Genomic DNA, 17897 nt, shown 5'->3' on the forward strand with positions numbered 1-17897 from the left:
TAAAATAGCAATAAACCTAACATTAATTACAGCTTTGCAAACAATGAACAAAAGAAATTGTTTAAGAGAGTGAAAACTATTTAAATGTACTATTACTTACTTTATTTTGGTGTTGCCAAAAAAGAATTTACAGAACAAGATTTTAACTTATTGCTAGAACAAGCCAGATCTAGAAATCACTACTTAGGTATAACTGGTAAATTATTGCATTGCGAAGGTGCTTTTATTCAACTATTAGAAGGAGTAGAGGTTGCAGTTAAAGAAGTTTATTATTCCATTTGTAATGATGAACGTTTAATTGCCGTCAAAAAAATTACCGAAGGCAATTGCGAAGAACGATATTACGCAGATTGGACCATGGACTTTAAAAATGTAAGTATTGAAGAGATAAATAAAATGGAGAACTGTAGCCATCCTAACGTTACAGAATATGTTAAAACTGCATCCGCTGTAAAACTTTTAAAGCTTTTGGCAAAAAGCTAAAAAAAATATTCTTTTTAACACAAAATTTAAGTATTTGTGTTATTCTAATTGATAATATATTAACCAAAATAATAATTGCAATTGGATTGAAAAACAATCGTTTATAAATAAGTTTTACTGACACTTAGATAGCAAAATGCCCATAATTTTTTGTATCTTTGTGCAAATTTTTAAACATTAATGAAGATATTTATTACAGGCCTTCCTTTAGAAGTAGGGGAAGATGAATTAACAGCCGTATTTGGTGATTTCGGTCAAGTAAAATCACTTAGAATTATTAAAGACCGCGAAACTAATCAGAGCCGTGGCTTTGGTTTTGTAGAGATGCCTAATGATGAAGAAGCTAAGGAAGCTATCAAAAGAATGAACGGCGGAGATTACAATGGTAACAGAATTAAAGTTGCTGAAGCGCAAGAAAAACCAAACACTGGTGGCGGTAACGCAGGTGGTGGTTTCAAACGTAACAACAGTAGAGAGCGTAGTTACTAAATGTAAATTCTTTTGGCTGTTAAATTTAATTGGCTAAAAGGGTTTTTACGGATTAATATTTCTTATCTGAAACTTAATTTTATAGGTTTCAATCTTATAAAAGTATTGCGGATTTTGTCCGCAATTTTTTTATATCTGAATTTCAGTAATTTATATCGATTTCGTTTCTTATCTGCATTAAGATGGAAATAAACTATTATTTATTATAAATTAGTAGTATGAAAGTTGATTATATCGCTCTATCAATACCAATATTTTTTATTCTTATAGGGATTGAATTGGGCTATGATTTTTATAAAAAATTAAAATATTATCGCTTTAATGATAGTATCTCTAATTTAAGTCAAGGAATTGGTTCTCAAATAACGGGTTTGTTTATGAAAACCGCTTTGTTTTTTGGATATAAATATATTTTTGAAAATTGGAGATTTTTTGATTTACCCGATACCATTTGGACATGGATAATTCTATTTATTGGTGTAGATTTTTTCTATTATTGGTTTCATAGAATGAGTCATCAAATTAATGCATTATGGGCAGCACATATTGTTCATCATCAATCTGAAGAATATAATTTAACAGTTGCTTTACGCCAATCTTGGTTTCAGAGTTGGTTTTCTTGGCTATTTTATCTTCCGTTGGCGTTAGTTGGTTTTGACCCATTGATGTTTGTAACATTAAGTGCTTTTAATACACTATATCAGTTTTGGATACATACACGAACCATTAAAAGTATGGGTTTCTTAGAACACATTATAAATACACCATCACATCATAGAGTTCACCATGGTACAAATCCAAAATATATTGATAAAAACCACGCAGGTTCTTTAATTATTTGGGATAAAATGTTCGGTACTTTTCAAAAAGAAGAGGAGGAAGTGTATTATGGAATTACAACGCCTTTGGCAAGTTGGAATCCCGTTTGGGCAAACATACATTATTGGGCAGAACTTTGGAATACAGCGGCAAAATCAGATACTATAGCTGATAAAATTAAAGTTTTCATAAAACCTCCCGGATGGTTTCCATCAAAATTGGGTGGATTTAAACCAGCACCAGAAATCGATATCTTTAATTATAAAAAATTCGACCCTAACTATAGCAAAGGATTGATCTTATATGTTTTATTTCAATTCATTATTGCATTAGCAGCTGGCTCAGCATTACTGTTTTTATATCCTAAACTAGAAATGACTCCAATTATTTGTGCTGCAACATTTACAATCTTAACGTTATTAACGTGTGGCGCTCTTTTAGAAAATAAGACGTGGGTAAAGCACTTTGAATTTGCTAGACTGATTTTAAGTTTTTTTGCCTTATATCTATTTAAGGATATCACCATTTTTAATACTCTTACTATAAGCGTACTTATTATCCAAATTAGCTCCTTAATTTGGTTTTTTTATTTACAAAATTCTCTCCTTCATGTTCAAAAAACACCTTCAGTTTAGCTTTGCATTTTTCGTAATTTTCTTTTTCCAATTATTAGTTGAGACAGATCCAAAAAGCGCAAAGCTGATTTTAGCCAATTTCCATTTTGCCATTAAACCATTAATTACTATTTCTTTGATGATTTTCTTGGGTTATCATACACAGTTGAGAGGAAGGTTTGCAAAGAGGATATTTATTGGTTTAGTATTTGGCTTATTTGGAGATTGTTTCTTAATGTTCCTTGAAGTAGATCCTTCATTTTTTATGTTAGGCCTAGCATCATTTTTAATTGGTCATTTAGCATATATAAGTGCCTTTTATTTAGATTACAAATGGCATCCTTCTATAGAAAAGAAATATACAAGAATAGCCTTTGTTGTATTTGGACTTTTTTGCTTAGGCTTTTGCTTGTATTTAATGCCTCACTTAAATGAAATGAAAATCCCGGTTATGATTTATGCTTTTGTAATTTCATGTATGGGGGTTATGGCTGTAAATAGAATGGGCAGAGTAAATACATTAAGTTTTAATCTGATTTTTTGGGGCGCTATATTATTTATAGTTTCGGATTCAATTTTAGCTTTTAATAAATTTGTCTTCCCTTTTGAATTTGCTGGGATACCAATTATGATTACCTATATGGCTGCTCAATATTTCATTACAGTTGGAGCAGTAGAGAGAAAATTAAAAAAGCATTCAGTAATAGAAGCAGAGACTAATTAGCAGATTTCTTTTTATCCTTATCTAAAACGGTAAAAACTTGGACTAAACGTTCTCCATTTTCATCAACTAAAGTTAAGGTGTGTTTTCCGGGTAATGGGCTTATCGCTAATTGATGAAATGATGATGTACTACCAACAAATTCTGCGTCAATGTGCCAATAGATTTTTGTTTCAGAATTTCGGTGTGCAGCATTTAAGACTACTTTTCCTCGTGTTCCATCCAATTCAACTGGGATATAAATGACGGCATTATTTTTTGGGTAAATCATATCCATCACTACATTTCCACCCGCATCATTACAACCCGATTTAAAAGGCGGCAATACTTTATAATCACTGTTTTTTATTTTATAATAATATTCCATAGCTGGGGGAAGAACAAACCAATTTATATGTTGCATTAAAGCTGTGCTTTCACACTTATCAGTTACCCTAAAAGTACCTGCTGCATTTAGATGTACCAGTTTATGATAAGGACAAACAGTTGTTTTTTCGCCAGAAACAGGCACAAGTTCAATAATTTTATCTGTGCAATATTCTCCAGCCTTAAATCCGGTTTGTTTACACACGAATATTTTTTTAAGCTTAGTTTTTGGAGTTTCAAACCATTTTGATGAAGGCAATTGCTTAAAAATATCAAACAATACAGGTGCAGCGACTTCAATACCCATTAAGCCTGGTCTACCTTCTCCATCAGCATTACCAACCCATACACAAACCACATAATTTGGCGTTAAACCAATTGCCCAAGCATCTCTAAAACCAAAACTGGTTCCTGTTTTCCAAGCTACACGTTGCGATGAAGAGAATTGCTCCCATAAACCTTCATCTCCTGGCCTCATTACTTCTTCCATTGCATTAAAAGTTGCCCATATTGCACCATGATCTAGTATAGAATTCAACTCCGTTTCTCCTTTTTTTACAGATGATTGAACTGATTTATTGTAAATAGGAGTATCATAATCATGTGGATTATACTTTCCCTGATAATCGTTAAAATGATTTAAGGTTCTGGCCATACCCAGATAACTTTTAGCCAAATCCCACATTGTCACTTCGCTACCACCCAAAATTAAAGACAATCCATAGTGATCTGCTGGTTGGTTTAAAGTAGTAAAACCTAGCTTTTTTAACTTGTCGTAAAATCGTTCGTATTTATATTGCTGCAGCATTTTAACTGCTGGAATATTTAAGGATCTGCTCAATGCTTTATCTGCTGAAATAGCTCCATCATAACCTAAATCGTAATTTTGAGGTGAATAGCCACCAATTTGTGTCGGAACATCTGGAACTAATGTGTGTGGCAATAACATGCCGTCGCTTAGCATACTTGCATACAATAAGGGTTTCAGCGTACTTCCAGGACTTCTAGGAGCTTTAATCATATCTACATGACTTTCAAACTCCTTATTTTCAGGTTGATAGCAATTTCCAACATAACTTTTTACTGTTCCATTTTTTACATCAAGTACCAAAGCAGCAATGTTGTTAATATCATTTGCTTTATAACGATTATTATATCTTTTTAATAAATCGTTAATTTTTAGCTGTAAGTCATAATCTATAGTTGTTGTTAAACTTGTGGATTTTACTTGTAATGCACTTTTTTCTTCTTTAAAACGATTAAGAAGGTGAGGTGCATGTTGTGGAAGCGCTAAAGGTTTACCTGGGATTGGCTCTGCTTTAGATAATTCCGCTGTCGCTTTGTCGATGATATTTAGCTTTGCTAATTTATCCAATAAGTCGTTTCTTTTTTTAATTAAACGTGTAGAATTCTTACCAGGATGTACAAGTGACGGGCTATTTGGTAACACTGCTAATGTTGCCATTTCACCCCAAGATAAATTTTCAGCTTTGCGACCAAAATATCGCCAGCTTGCAGCGTCTAAACCAACTACATTACTCCCAAATGGTGCATTAGATGCATATAAACTTATAATCTCTTGTTTAGAATATCGAAATTCTAGTCGCATTGCCAACCACATTTCTGTTAATTTTTGCCAAATACTCCGATTTTGTCGACGGGATAAACGAATAACTTGCATGGTTAATGTGCTACCGCCACTTACCACGCCATGAGCTTTAATATTTTGTTTCATCGCTCTGCTCATTGCAATTGGATCAACCCCAAAATGCAGGAAAAAACGTTGATCTTCAAAAGCTGTAATACATTTCACAAATTTATCAGGAATGGTATCTGCAATAGGGAAGCGCCACTGACCATCGCTGGCAATAGCTGCACTTAATAACTCTCCATTACTTGCTTCTATCACATAAGATGTAGGTGATTTAAACAACTGTTTTGGCAGTGAAAATAGAAAAACCAAACAAAACAAAAAGCAAATGCTATCAGAAATTAGTACAGCTTTTTGTTTTTTATTCATTATTTGGTTTTATAGGGGTAACATTTCTAAGATAATTTTGATTTACATCAAAACATATCGTTATGGAAAAATTAACTACTTTTTTGAGATTAACTTTTGGCTTTGTTCGTTTCTTAATGATAAATATTTGGCCAAGGTTATAAAACGTCATTGCAAGTTTAAAGAAAGTTAGACTTACAATGACGTTATTTCTAATCATCTATTTTACAACTTGCACCCATTTACCTGCTTGTGTGGCGCTAATGTTATTATTGTACATTGCTTCACATTGTACGGCAGATAAATAATATTTACCCAAATAAGATGCATTTAACAATACTTTATAGGTTAATGTTTCATTTTCACGAATATTGAAATACGTAAATACTCTATCGTCTCTTACATCACGATACGTATAAGCTGCTGAAGCCAATGCACTTTCATTATCATTAAGTCTTGTATTAATAATTTCCCAGCCTGAGGGGAAGATTTGTGTTAAAGCCATTTGTTCATAATAACCCATCCTTCCAGGATTTTTTATCGTTACTTCTGCATAAAAATCAGTTCCTTGTTTTAAAATGGTCGGATTGATAAATTGCCCTTTTAATGATTTATAGCTCACTTTCATATCCAATACTTCTGGATTATTTGGCAAGAAATTATTTTGTCCAGCAACTGGTTGACCTTGTAAAATTAGACGCACAAACAGGACATTATTACCAATGTTGGTAATACTTGCCGTATTATTTTTGAAATTAAGGGCAGTGCTATTAAAGTATTGTTCACTATTAATATTTCCTTTTTGTCCATCCAAAACATAGTTGTATTGTAGTTTATTTGAAGCACTATTTTGACCGCAAAATTTAGCAATTGCCAATAAACTATAAGCAGTAGTTTGCGTGCTATACCATGTGTTTTGACCTAAACGAGCAGCAACTGTTTGCAATAATTGTGCGGCTTTGCCTTTTTGACCCATTAAGGTTAACGTTTCCATAATCATGGCTTCATCTCTTAAGTCAGAACCATAAGTACCGCCTAATTGTGTATAAGGCTCAACAGTTTGTGCTAAACCTTTAATTAAACCGTTTGCTGCTGCAGATTGTCCAGCTAATTGATAAGCTGCTGCTAATCGCCATTTTGCACTAACTGAAAGGTACTCAAAAGCTCGTAATCTATTCATTGCAGCCATTTCTGGTTTTTTCGCTAAAGCCAAAACGTATAATCGATAAGCTTGACTTAAATCTCCACCATAAAAATTAGTGCTATTTGGTATCCAATTAGTAGCTTTTGTTTTTTGAAAACGAATTAATTCATCTAAAAGTCCAACTGGTAAAGTATAACCTGCACTTTGTGCCTCCACTAAGAAATGCCCAGCATAGTTTGTTCCCCACTCATCAGATGAACCTTCTCCTGGCCAGTAACTTAATCCGCCATCTATACTTTGGAAACCTTTTAATCTGTTAATTCCAGATTTAATATTTCGTTCAACTTCAGTCTTTTTCTGTGTACTAAGCGGAATTAATTTATCTAATAGTAATTGAGGGAAAATGCTTGAAGTAGTTTGTTCTACACAACCATGAGGATATTGAATTAAATAACTCAACCGTTTATTCAAATCAATAGGAGGGATTGAAGAAACTTCTAGTGTTCCAGCATTTGTACCAACCATTCCGATTGGACCGTAGCTGGTTTTCCAAGTTTGTTTAGGCTGTATAGTAGCAGAAATTACATTAGTTATGTATGGGTTTGGATTGCGAATATCCATTTCTACATCATAAACAGTTTTCTCATTTCCACTTTGCGCAATAATTTTAACCTTAGCTACACCAACGGTATTTGGTGCAACCACATTAAAATAAGTCATTTGCTCTCCCGACTGTTTAAAGTTCAATTGCTGTGTTTTTGGACCTTCAATTAGCAAATTAGTGCTTTGTACAACTACACTTACATTTTTCAAATTATTATTAGTCGCGAAAATATTTACTGGTAAGGTAAAGCTTTCTCCTGGCCCAATTACTCTTGGCAAAGTAGCCAAAACCATTAACGGTTTTTTAACCTCAACAGCTTTTTCTGCATAACCATAAGCACCATTATCACCTGCAATAACCATTGCTCTAATCGATCCTATATATTGTGGTAAAGTAAATTTATGTGTTTTGTTTTCGCCTTTGGCTAAAGAAAATGGGCCCATAAATTTAACAACGGCTTTAAAACGATTTGCCTTAGCAGGATTTAAGTTTTTGTTGATAGAACCGTCACCACCAATACTTAAAATACGTTCTAAATTTCCACCCCATGCACCTAAAACCTGATCGAATAAATCCCATGTTTTAACACCCAAACCTTCTCTTGCATAAAATATACTATGCGGATCCGGGGTTTTAAAACGCGTTAAATCCAATAAACCCTCATCAACCAAGGCAATCGTATACGTCATCGGTTTACCATTTGCTTCACCTACGGTAATACTACTTTCAACCTCTGGTTTGAGTGTATTTGACATTTTAATAACTGGTTTTAAGATGGTTTCAGGATCTTCAATGGTTAACGGAATAGCTCCATACATTCTAATTGGTAAATCGTTAAGTGTTTGAGCATGTGGTTGCAACAATGTGATGTTTGCAAATACATTTGGCGCCATATTTTTTTCCGCTTTAAACTTAAACTGTGTTTGACCTTTTTTTGTATCAATCCAATAGGTTTTTAATACACGACTTCCATTTTCAATTGAAATTAAAGCTCGTCCATTTTCTCCAGTAGGGATAGTTAAGGTAATATCTTCGCCAACATTAAATTTCTCTTTATTTGCGGTAAATGATAACATTGATGCATCGGTAGGATTATTCGCTTGCTCACGTTGTGCCCATCCTGGCCAGTCCACATAAACAGATTTTCCAGTAGTATGGCCACCATTTTCATCACGAATTAAAATTAAATAACGACCCCAATCGGGTTCATTAATTCTAAAACTCCATGAACCTTTCCCATTAGTTAAGGATATACTTTCTTTTTTAATGAGCTTATTATATTCATTTTGAGTAAAATTCGCATAGCTATCTTGGTTATCTTGTTCCCACCACCAACGCCACTGCACTTTATACAACTCAACTTGAACAGTTTTGGTTCCACCTAATAATCGCCCGTCTCTATTTACATTTACAACATCAATTTTATGATCTTGCCCAGTTAATAATAAACCACTTAAACGATCTCCTTTCGGAGTTTTAATACCTAAATAACTGGTGTAAACATGATAAGGAATGCTAAAATTGTCAATGCTAAAATTGCCGCCTGGTTCAAAAACTTTAGTAGTGAAATTAGCCCTCAACACTCCTGGTGCGATATTACTTTCACTTAGATTTGTGTTTACTACTGCAGTTCCAGCCGCATTTAATGTGCCTTCGAAAATGGTTTTGAGTTGTGATTGAAACTGAACCGTTGGATTATCAAATGTATAGTCATCAAATCCTTTAAACTTAGTTTCGGTTGTGTTTAAGTTGACATCAACTTTAGCTTTTAAATTTTGTGCAGGACTACCAAATAACCACTTTGCAGATAGGGTAGTGGCAGAAGCTGTACCATTGCCTAAATATGTTTTTCCGCGTAAATCGAAATTGATTTTTAAGCGATTTGGCATAATAGTTTCTACTTTAATAGTTTTAGAAAAAGATGCGCCACCAACTTTTACTTTTGCCAACCAATTACCCGTTGGTGCTGTATTTTCAGTCGCAGTTTTAAACGTATAAAATCCATTTAAAGCTTGTCCGCTCACCATTCTTTTTGCCAATTGACCTTTAGGATTATAAAATTCGAATGTAACTGGATAATTCTCAGGAAACTTTTTCAATTTATCCTCTAAAATAAAAGATAAATATACACTGTCTCCAGGCCGCCAAACGCCACGTTCACCATATATAAATCCTTTTATTCCATTCTGAACAACATCTCCACTTACATCAAACCGACTTAAAGGCAACGAATTTCCATCATCTAGTTTTAAATAACCACGCTCATTTCCTTTTTTAGCTATTAGTAAAAATGGTTTTCTCTTTAAATCGAAAGTAGCTAAACCATCTCCATCGGTTTTTACTGTGGTCAATAGTTGACGCTGATAATCCAATAACTCTAAACTTACACCGCTTAAAGGTTTTGCAGTTAATAAATCTGTAGCAACAATAAGCATACTGTTATCGTTTCCTCTTTTGGCTACTAAGCCGATATTTGAGGCTAATAAATTACGGCTTGCCCAACGTTCATTGGTATAGTAGGATGGAGTACAAGGATTATCTTTATCGCTCCAACGATAATGATTTGGATAATAACTATTGTATTGTTCCCAAAACTCATCATCTTCGTCTATTTTATCGCCATAACTTTCATCGTAATCTTCTCTATCACCATCTTCAACTGTTTCAGTATTTTCTTTGCAATCGTATACATTATAGGCTTGTCTAAATCCAATTGTAACACGATACATTGCACCAGGTTCAGTTCTAATTAATTTATCTAAATCTAAAGTGAAGCGAGTTTTTTTATGCAGATTAATGCTTTTGTCTTCATCTAAACGAATTGTTTTTTGAACAACTGGTTTAGCAACTCTTCTTAACTCATTTCCTTCTTTGTAATTGTTTACTTGAAAGAACTGAGGGATATTATTCTCATAAATTTTGATTACCGTTATATCAACTGCTTTTAAATTTACAGCTTCGAAAGGCAAAACTAACTTGCCTGAATTAGGTAAAATAGTACCTGAACCAGCAATTGTTACAAATGGTAATTTATCTTCGAAAATGATATTTGCAGATTTAGCACTTTGTAAGGTTTTACCTTCAATATCTGTAATCGCAGCATTTACAGTGACAGCATAATTTCCTTGTAATTGATCTGGAGCATACACTTTAATTTGGCTCGCATCTATAGTAAAACGAAGATCTTGTAAATTACCTAAAGAAATTAAGCCATTTAAATCTTGAGCCACATTTACAGGGTTTGAACATTGAATTAAAGCATAATCTTCAGCACCTTGAACAGCTTTAATATCAAGAACTTTAAAAACACCTTGTGCAGGAACAACTACCTTTTCTTCTCCTTTAGTATCGTCAGCATTTATAGCCTCACCATTCCATTTTAAAATAAGAGTTTCTTCCTTATTTATTTTTTTAATGCTATCAATTACAAAAGTAGAACGATGTTTTTCAGGATCATGATTCCATTTTATTTTCAACTTTTGTGAGAAATCTAAGGTTAATGTTTTCTCAATACTTGGTTGTTCTTCATAATCCGCAGTATTAATTTCTCCACTTAATTTCATATAAGTTAAAGAAGTATTGTTTTGAGAAACTAAGCCATTTTGAACTAAGTTTAATCCAGGTTTAATTACTTTAAAATCGAATTCAAATTCTTCTAAACCTTTATCTGTAGTTGTAATAGTTGATAAATTTAATGTAGCATCATATTTTTGATCTGGTTTAAGTTGTTCGTCAGGTCTAAACTCAAGAGTTTGCGCATCTATCCAATAGGTTTTACCCTTAATGTTAGGAGAAAAGTCAAATAATTCTCTTTCATCAGGTTTACCCAAATCGTTTAAACTTTTAACTGCACTTGCGAGATGAATTCGGATAAAGCTTTTTTTGGAAATAGTTCCAGAAGTATATGATTTTATATATTTTGCAAAAGCCTGATTGTCTTGTTTCTTTTTATTTTTTAAAAGAAATATGATGCCGATACCTAAAATAATGGCTATAATGCCAAATAGAACGAATTTCTTATTTTTAGAAGAAATTGAATTAGATGTATTTTCCATATTGTGTTACATTGGTAAATGTGTATGAAAAATAGGGAAAAAATAAATCAGAAATGGAAATACTTATCAACTAATAAATACAATTGTTAGTAAATCAATTGTACGTTTCGATATAGATAATCAACTTAACTAATAAGTAAATGTTTTGATTTACGAAGATTATTTAATCATTACACCTGGCTTATTCAGTACAGGAATTCGAATTAAATTATTTTCAATTATACTTTCTGGAAGGAAAATGAATTTCTTATCATAAATTTCTTTTCCGAGATAATAGCTTAACCAATATTCATTCGTTAAACCAAATACAGCCGGATCAATAGCTTCTACTCCTGCAAAAGAATTTGCATTTAAATCGCCTATAAAATGCCTTAATAAAGAGGTTTTAACTTGTTTACCGTCTTTTTCTCCATACCCCTTAGATGTAATTAAAACGTTAGTAATTGGTTCATTCTTAAAGTTCACCACATAAACAGTCCAACTTCCAACTTCAGGAGTTTCGCCAACTAAAGCAACTGCAATAGCTACATCTTCAACGATATTTTCTGGTAAATCTGCTTTCATAACTTCTATTCCTTTCTTCAACCTGAATTTATTACAAGGTCTTTCACAACAAGAAAAGATGCTGTAATAAATTCAGAAAGACGAATATTCTATTATTTCTTCTTCGCTACAACTTTCTTTTTAGCAGGTGCTTTTTTCTTAGTGTCAAATGCTTTTGGAACTTGTTCAATGATTAGTTTTTTTACATCTTCTAAAGAAATTTCAGCCAATTCTTCTGGAGTATATTTTGCTTTTGTTTTAGTATTGTTCCTTAATTTCAACATCTCTTTACCGAAACGGATGAAAGGTCCCCAGCGTCCATTTTCTATTGCAATTTTCTCATTTTCCCATTGCTGGATATAACGATTATTTTCTTTTTCTATTTTTTTCTCAATCAATTCCTTGATATCATTTGCAGACAATGCATCGAAATTGTATGCTTTTGGAACATTGATAAACAAACCATTCCACTTAATAAAAGGACCGAAACGACCAGTTCCTTTAGTTACAGGTAAACCTTCATATTCTGCAACTGGTGCATCAGCAGTAACTTTTTCGCCAATAATTTCTATTGCCCTAGCTTGATCAATAGTTAGAGGGTCTTCATTTTTAGGAATAGAGATAAATGCTTCACCCCATTTTACGTATGGACCGAAACGACCCACACCAACAGAAACTTCTTTTCCTTCATAGTCCTCTAATTGGAAAGGTAATTTGAACTGATCTAGTGCTTCTTCTAGGGTAACTGTACCAACGGATTGCGATTTTCCTAAGCTTGCATAACGAGGTTTATCATCCTCATCATCAGATAATTCTCCTATTTGAACTAAAGGGCCATAACGTCCAACTTTAGCGTAAACATTTTTACCTGTAGTTGGGTCAACACCTAATAAACGTTCGCCATTTGCACGGTCTGCATTCTCTAATGTATTTTCTACTTCACTATGAAAAGGCGTATAGAAAGAGTGGAGCATTTTTGTCCATTCTTGTAAACCTTGCGCAATCTCATCGAACTGTTTTTCTACTTTAGCTGTAAAATTAAAATCTACAATTCCCTTAAAATGTTCTACCAAAAAGTCGTTCACAACTTCTCCAATATCAGTTGGAAAGAGTTTGGATTTTTCAGCACCTGTTATTTCTGATTTGGTTACTTTGCTGATGTTTCCATTAGCTAAAACCATACTCATAAACTCTCTTTTTTTACCATCTCTATCTTCCTTCACCACATAGCCGCGATTTTGAACTGTAGAAATTGTTGGTGCGTAAGTAGATGGCCGCCCAATGCCAAGTTCTTCTAATTTCTTAACTAAACTTGCTTCTGTATATCTTGCCGGTGGACGTGAAAAACGTTCAGTTGCTGCTAATTCCTTTAATATTAATGATTGTCCTTTGGTTAATGGAGGTAGTAAATTATTGTCTTCATTTTCTTCATCTTCATCATCAGTAGATTCTAGATAAACTTTCAAGAAACCATCAAATTTCAAAACCTCGCCTTCAGCTAATAATTCTTCTTTTCTAGTAGAAATATTAATGTTAACGTTAGTTTTTTCAAAAATAGCTTCGCTCATTTGCGAGGCGATAGCACGTTTCCAAATTAAATCGTATAAGCGTTTTTCAGAATTGTCTCCATCCACGCTGTGCTGATTAAAATAGGTAGGGCGGATAGCTTCGTGAGCTTCTTGTGCGCCTGCAGATTTTGTTTTATACACTCTTGGTTGGTGATATTTTTCTCCCCAAGCAGATCTAATTTCAGCAGATGCAGCATCAATTGCTGTTTGAGATAAATTTACCGAATCCGTTCTCATGTAAGTGATTTTACCGCTCTCATACAAACGTTGTGCAATTTGCATTGTTCTAGCAACTGAAAAACCGAGCTTACGAGATGCTTCTTGCTGTAGAGTAGATGTGGTAAATGGTGCTGCCGGATTCCGCTTTGCGGGTTTAACTTCTAAATTACTTACTGCAAAATTTGCATTAATGCAATCTTGTAAAAATTTTTCCGCATCTGCTGCTTTTTCAAATCGTTGAGGCAATTCTGCTTTAACAAGCTCTTTACCTTTTCCTGTAGCAAATTGAGCTGTAATTTTAAATGCGGCAATAGCATTAAATTTGTTTACTTCACGTTCACGATCAACAATTAATCGCACTGCAACAGATTGTACACGACCAGCTGATAGAGAAGGTTTTACTTTCTTCCATAATACAGGTGAAAGTTCAAAACCCACTAATCTATCTAAAACTCGACGTGCTTGTTGAGCGAATACCAAATTATAATCAATGGTACGTGGCGTCTCAATTGCTTTTAAAATGGCAGGTTTGGTAATTTCGTGAAAAACGATGCGTTTTGTATTACTTTCTTTTAAACCTAAAGTTTCATATAAATGCCAGGAAATAGCTTCTCCCTCGCGGTCTTCATCGGATGCTAGCCATACCATTTCAGCCTCTTTGGCTAACTTCTTTAATTCGGCAACGACTTGTTTTTTATCGGCAGGAACTTCATACGTTTGGGAAAAATTATTATCCGTATCTATTCCCATATCTCCTTTTACTAAATCACGGATATGACCATAACTAGACTTAACCAAGAAATCTTTTCCTAAATAACCTTCTATGGTTTTAGCTTTTGCAGGTGATTCGACTATTAGTAAATTTTTTGCCATTCAGAACGTTTTTCTGCAAATAAAACTATAAATAAGTCTAAAATCAAAATTGGTTTAGCTTTTATTTTCAAATATATAGTGCAAGGTAGTGGCTAAATCGCTCTTATACATTGCTTAACAGTATTCAAATCACTTTTAACTATTTTTTCAAAATATAAATTTATTTACGCTATAATTATTTTATCAATCCAATTTCTAACTATCTTCGTTAGTATATTTTAAAAAATAAACATCATGATCAATACCTTATTAATACTATTGAGTTTATGGACTGCACCAACGCCTCCTAAAACTGTTTATGACTTTTCTTTTAAAAGCATTGATGGAAAAATCGTAAAACTTTCAAAATTTAAAGGAAAGAAAATTTTAATTGTAAATACCGCTTCGAAATGTGGGTATACACCACAATATGAAGATTTAGAAAAACTACACCAAAAATATGGTAAGAATGTAGTTTTGATTGGATTCCCTGAAGGTAATTTTGGCGGACAAGAATTAGGTACAAATGCTGAAATCAAAGAATTTTGTACGGGTAAATATAATGTTAGTTTCCTCTTAGCCGAAAAAAGTAGCGTTAAAGGCGATGATATTACACCACTTTTCAAGTTTTTAACTACTCAAGAAAATCCAGATTTTAAAGGCGATATTAAATGGAACTTCGAAAAGTTCTTGATAAATGAAAAAGGAGAGTTGGTGCACCGTTATCGTTCGGCTGTAAAACCATTAGATCCAACTATTATTAGCAATCTGTAAATTTTTATTGTTTATAAGGAATCCCAAAGCATAATTGTTTTGGGATTTTTTATTTATAATTGATTATGAACTACACTCCCTACCTTATTTTAGCTGCCGTTCTTTTTGTTGCCCTATATTTTATTTTTAAAAAGAAAAAAAATGTGGCTATTCAAATAAGTAAAGTAGATCAATCACTATTAGCTAATCATGTAGTATTTTATCAAAATTTAACTAGCAAAAGGAAACAATTATTTGAACAAAAGGTAGCAAACTTTTTAGGGGCTACTATTATAAGTGGTGTTGGTGTAGAAATAAATCAGCTGGATAAATTATTAGTTGCTGCAAGTGCTGTTATTCCAATATTTGGTTTTGAAGATTGGCAGTATAAAAATTTAACTAATGTTTTGCTTTATCCTGATACATTTAACACAAATTTTCAGTTTGAAGGTGCTGAAAGAAACATAATGGGTATGGTTGGAACTGGGTATTTAAATGGACAAATGGTTTTGTCTTTATCTGCCTTACATCACGGTTTTTCTAAGAGTGCTGGCAAAGAGAATACTGGTATTCATGAATTTGTCCATCTTTTAGATAAATCAGATGGTGCAACAGATGGGATTCCGGAAAATTTAATGTCTCATGAGTATACATTGCCCTGGGTAAAAATGATGCATGAAGAAATTGAAAAAATTGAAGATAATAAATCTGATATTAATCCCTATGCAATAACAAATCAAGCAGAATTTTTTGCAGTAGTGTCTGAGTATTTTTTTGAACAACCAGAGATATTAAAAGATAAACATCCAGATCTATATGATGTGTTGAGTAAAGTTTTTGGACAAAATCTGGTGCGTTAATATTACACTGTTCAATTGCAAATTATATAAAAGCCATCTATCTTCGCAACACTAAAACTAATTTATGTCCATTAAAAAACAGATTTACATACTTGCCATTTCTTTAATTTTTTTAAGCTCCTGCACAGCTAAATATGCGGTTGTAAAGTCCAATAGAGAGGATTATAAAATTAGCAATGATGTTCAAGTAGATAGTGCTATTATTAAAACGTATATGCCTTATAAAGTAAAGGTTGATTCAGAAATGAATACAGTGATTGGGTATACAGATGTTGTTTTAACAAAAAGCTCTACAGTGCCAGAATCTGTTTTAGGTGATTTTTTTGCTGATGCAGTTTTAAATCAAGCTAAAAAGATGGAGCCAGCAATAGATTTTGTATTTCCAACCACAAAAGGAGGTTTACGTAATGATATTGCTAAAGGACCAATAACAATTTCGAATATATTTGAATTGATGCCATTTGAAAACCAGTTGGTTTTATTCAATCTAAAAGGAGAAGATGTGCTAAAAGTGATTACTTATATAGCCGCTTCCAATGGCCAACCGGTTAGCGGGTTAACATTTACTATAAAAGATAAATCTCCCGAAGGGATTTTTATTAATGGAAAGCCATTTAATATAAGTAAAAATTATTGGGTGTTAACTTCAGATTATATTGCAAGTGGTGGTGATGATGCGGTAGGTTTTGCAACACCTATATCTAGAAAGGACATTGGATTATTAGTTCGCGATGCATTATTAAGAGAAGTTAGACAAGTTCAAGCTGAAGGAAAGAGAATAAACGCAAAATTAGATGGAAGAATTACAAAAAATTAATCGCCGCAATTTTATTAAGGTAGGCGGAATTGCAAGTGCTGCCGTTGCATTGAGCTTAAATTCTTTAGATGCTTTTGCAAATGGTCGACTACAAAAATTAACCATTTTACATACGAACGATGTTCACAGTAGGATAGAGCCATTCCCTATGGATGGTTCTAGAAATGCAGGTTTGGGTGGCACGGCAAGAAGATCTACACTGATTAAGAAAATAAGAGCAGAACAAGAAAATGTATTATTACTAGATGCTGGAGATATTTTTCAAGGAACACCTTATTTCAATAAATTTGGTGGAGAGCTGGAAATAAAATTGATGAGCCAGATGCAATATGATGCCACAACGTTGGGAAATCATGATTTTGATAATGGGGTAGAAGGTTTTTACAAACAATTACCTCATGCTAATTTTCCAGTATTAATTGCTAATTACGATCTGTCTAATACTGCGCTTTCAAAATCTACACAACCTTTTAAAATTTTTAAAAAAGCAGGGCTGAAGATCGGTGTTTTTGGATTGGGTATTCAACTAAAAGGATTGGTAGATCCGAAAAATTATGGAGAAACACAGTATTTAGATCCAATTGCTAAGGCGAATGAAACCGCAGCCATTTTAAAAAATGATTATAAATGTGATTTAGTGATTTGTTTATCGCACCTAGGTTATTCGTATCGTAATAATTCAGTTTCTGATAAAGTATTAGCATCAAGCACAAGAAATATCGATTTAATTATTGGCGGTCATACCCACACCTTTATGGATGTCCCTGAGGACGTTAAAAATTTAGACGGTCAAATTACGACTATAAACCAAGTAGGTTTTGCAGGAATTAATCTAGGTAGAATAGATTATTATTTTGAACCTTACAAAGACAAAAAAATGAAAGTTGGTACACCTTATTTAATTAATAATAAGTTAGATGCATAAACATTAAAACCGCAGATTTGCATATTAGTATTCAATTTGCAAATCTGCGGCTTCCCTTATCTTAGT

12 protein-coding genes are annotated in these 17897 nt (G+C 33.1%); 8 read left to right on the forward strand and 4 right to left on the reverse strand.

What is annotated here, in order from left to right; translation table 11 throughout:
- The first annotated feature begins 84 nt into the window (after nt 1–84).
- The 4 genes from ACHMWN_RS12965 to ACHMWN_RS12980 all read left to right on the forward strand — a co-directional run bounded on the left by ACHMWN_RS12965 (nt 85) and on the right by ACHMWN_RS12980 (nt 3129).
- A complete protein-coding gene (locus tag ACHMWN_RS12965; RefSeq protein ID WP_397301750.1) occupies nt 85–483 on the forward strand; it encodes a BLUF domain-containing protein in 399 nt (132 codons plus the stop codon).
- 180 nt (nt 484–663) lie between these two features.
- Nucleotides 664–972, forward strand: coding sequence for an RNA-binding protein (locus ACHMWN_RS12970; RefSeq protein ID WP_173268933.1), 309 nt, complete (start codon nt 664–666; stop codon nt 970–972).
- A gap of 218 nt (nt 973–1190) precedes the next feature.
- Entirely contained in the window at nt 1191–2426 is a 1236-nt protein-coding gene (locus ACHMWN_RS12975; RefSeq protein WP_397301753.1) for a sterol desaturase family protein, read from the forward strand.
- On the forward strand, nt 2401–3129 hold the full coding sequence (locus ACHMWN_RS12980; protein WP_397301755.1) for a lysoplasmalogenase: 729 nt from the start codon (nt 2401–2403) through the stop codon (nt 3127–3129). The genes ACHMWN_RS12975 and ACHMWN_RS12980 overlap by 26 nt, the downstream gene beginning before the upstream one ends.
- Here the strand turns inward: ACHMWN_RS12980 and pbpC are convergent.
- The 4 genes from pbpC to topA all read right to left on the reverse strand — a co-directional run bounded on the left by pbpC (nt 3122) and on the right by topA (nt 14497).
- A complete protein-coding gene (gene pbpC / locus ACHMWN_RS12985; protein ID WP_397301758.1) occupies nt 3122–5512 on the reverse strand; it encodes a penicillin-binding protein 1C in 2391 nt (796 codons plus the stop codon). The two genes, ACHMWN_RS12980 and pbpC, sit on opposite strands and share 8 nt — an antisense overlap.
- A 199-nt stretch (nt 5513–5711) precedes the next feature.
- Complete coding sequence (locus tag ACHMWN_RS12990; protein ID WP_397301761.1) at nt 5712–11294, reverse strand: alpha-2-macroglobulin family protein; 5583 nt, start codon at nt 11292–11294, stop codon at nt 5712–5714.
- Nucleotides 11295–11453: 159 nt separating this feature from the next.
- Entirely contained in the window at nt 11454–11858 is a 405-nt protein-coding gene (locus ACHMWN_RS12995; protein WP_397303594.1) for a hypothetical protein, read from the reverse strand.
- 92 nt (nt 11859–11950) lie between these two features.
- Nucleotides 11951–14497, reverse strand: a complete 2547-nt coding sequence (topA, locus tag ACHMWN_RS13000) for a type I DNA topoisomerase (RefSeq protein WP_397301763.1) — start codon at nt 14495–14497, stop codon at nt 11951–11953.
- A gap of 234 nt (nt 14498–14731) precedes the next feature.
- On the opposite strand from topA, the gene ACHMWN_RS13005 reads away from it, so the two are divergent.
- From ACHMWN_RS13005 to ACHMWN_RS13020, 4 genes are all read left to right on the forward strand, one after another.
- Entirely contained in the window at nt 14732–15250 is a 519-nt protein-coding gene (locus tag ACHMWN_RS13005) for a glutathione peroxidase (protein ID WP_397301766.1), read from the forward strand.
- Nucleotides 15251–15315: 65 nt separating this feature from the next.
- A complete protein-coding gene (locus ACHMWN_RS13010) occupies nt 15316–16089 on the forward strand; it encodes a zinc-dependent peptidase (protein WP_397301769.1) in 774 nt (257 codons plus the stop codon).
- Nucleotides 16090–16153: 64 nt separating this feature from the next.
- Nucleotides 16154–16906 carry a 5'-nucleotidase C-terminal domain-containing protein gene (locus tag ACHMWN_RS13015; protein WP_397301772.1) on the forward strand — a complete coding sequence of 251 codons (753 nt, stop codon included), beginning with the start codon at nt 16154–16156 and terminating at the stop codon, nt 16904–16906.
- A complete protein-coding gene (locus ACHMWN_RS13020) occupies nt 16884–17831 on the forward strand; it encodes a metallophosphoesterase (RefSeq protein ID WP_397301774.1) in 948 nt (315 codons plus the stop codon). Before ACHMWN_RS13015 ends, ACHMWN_RS13020 begins: the two co-directional genes overlap by 23 nt.
- Nucleotides 17832–17897: the final 66 nt, after the last annotated feature.

The sequence above is a fragment of the Pedobacter sp. UC225_61 genome, assembly GCF_044452285.1.
GTDB lineage: Bacteria > Bacteroidota > Bacteroidia > Sphingobacteriales > Sphingobacteriaceae > Pedobacter.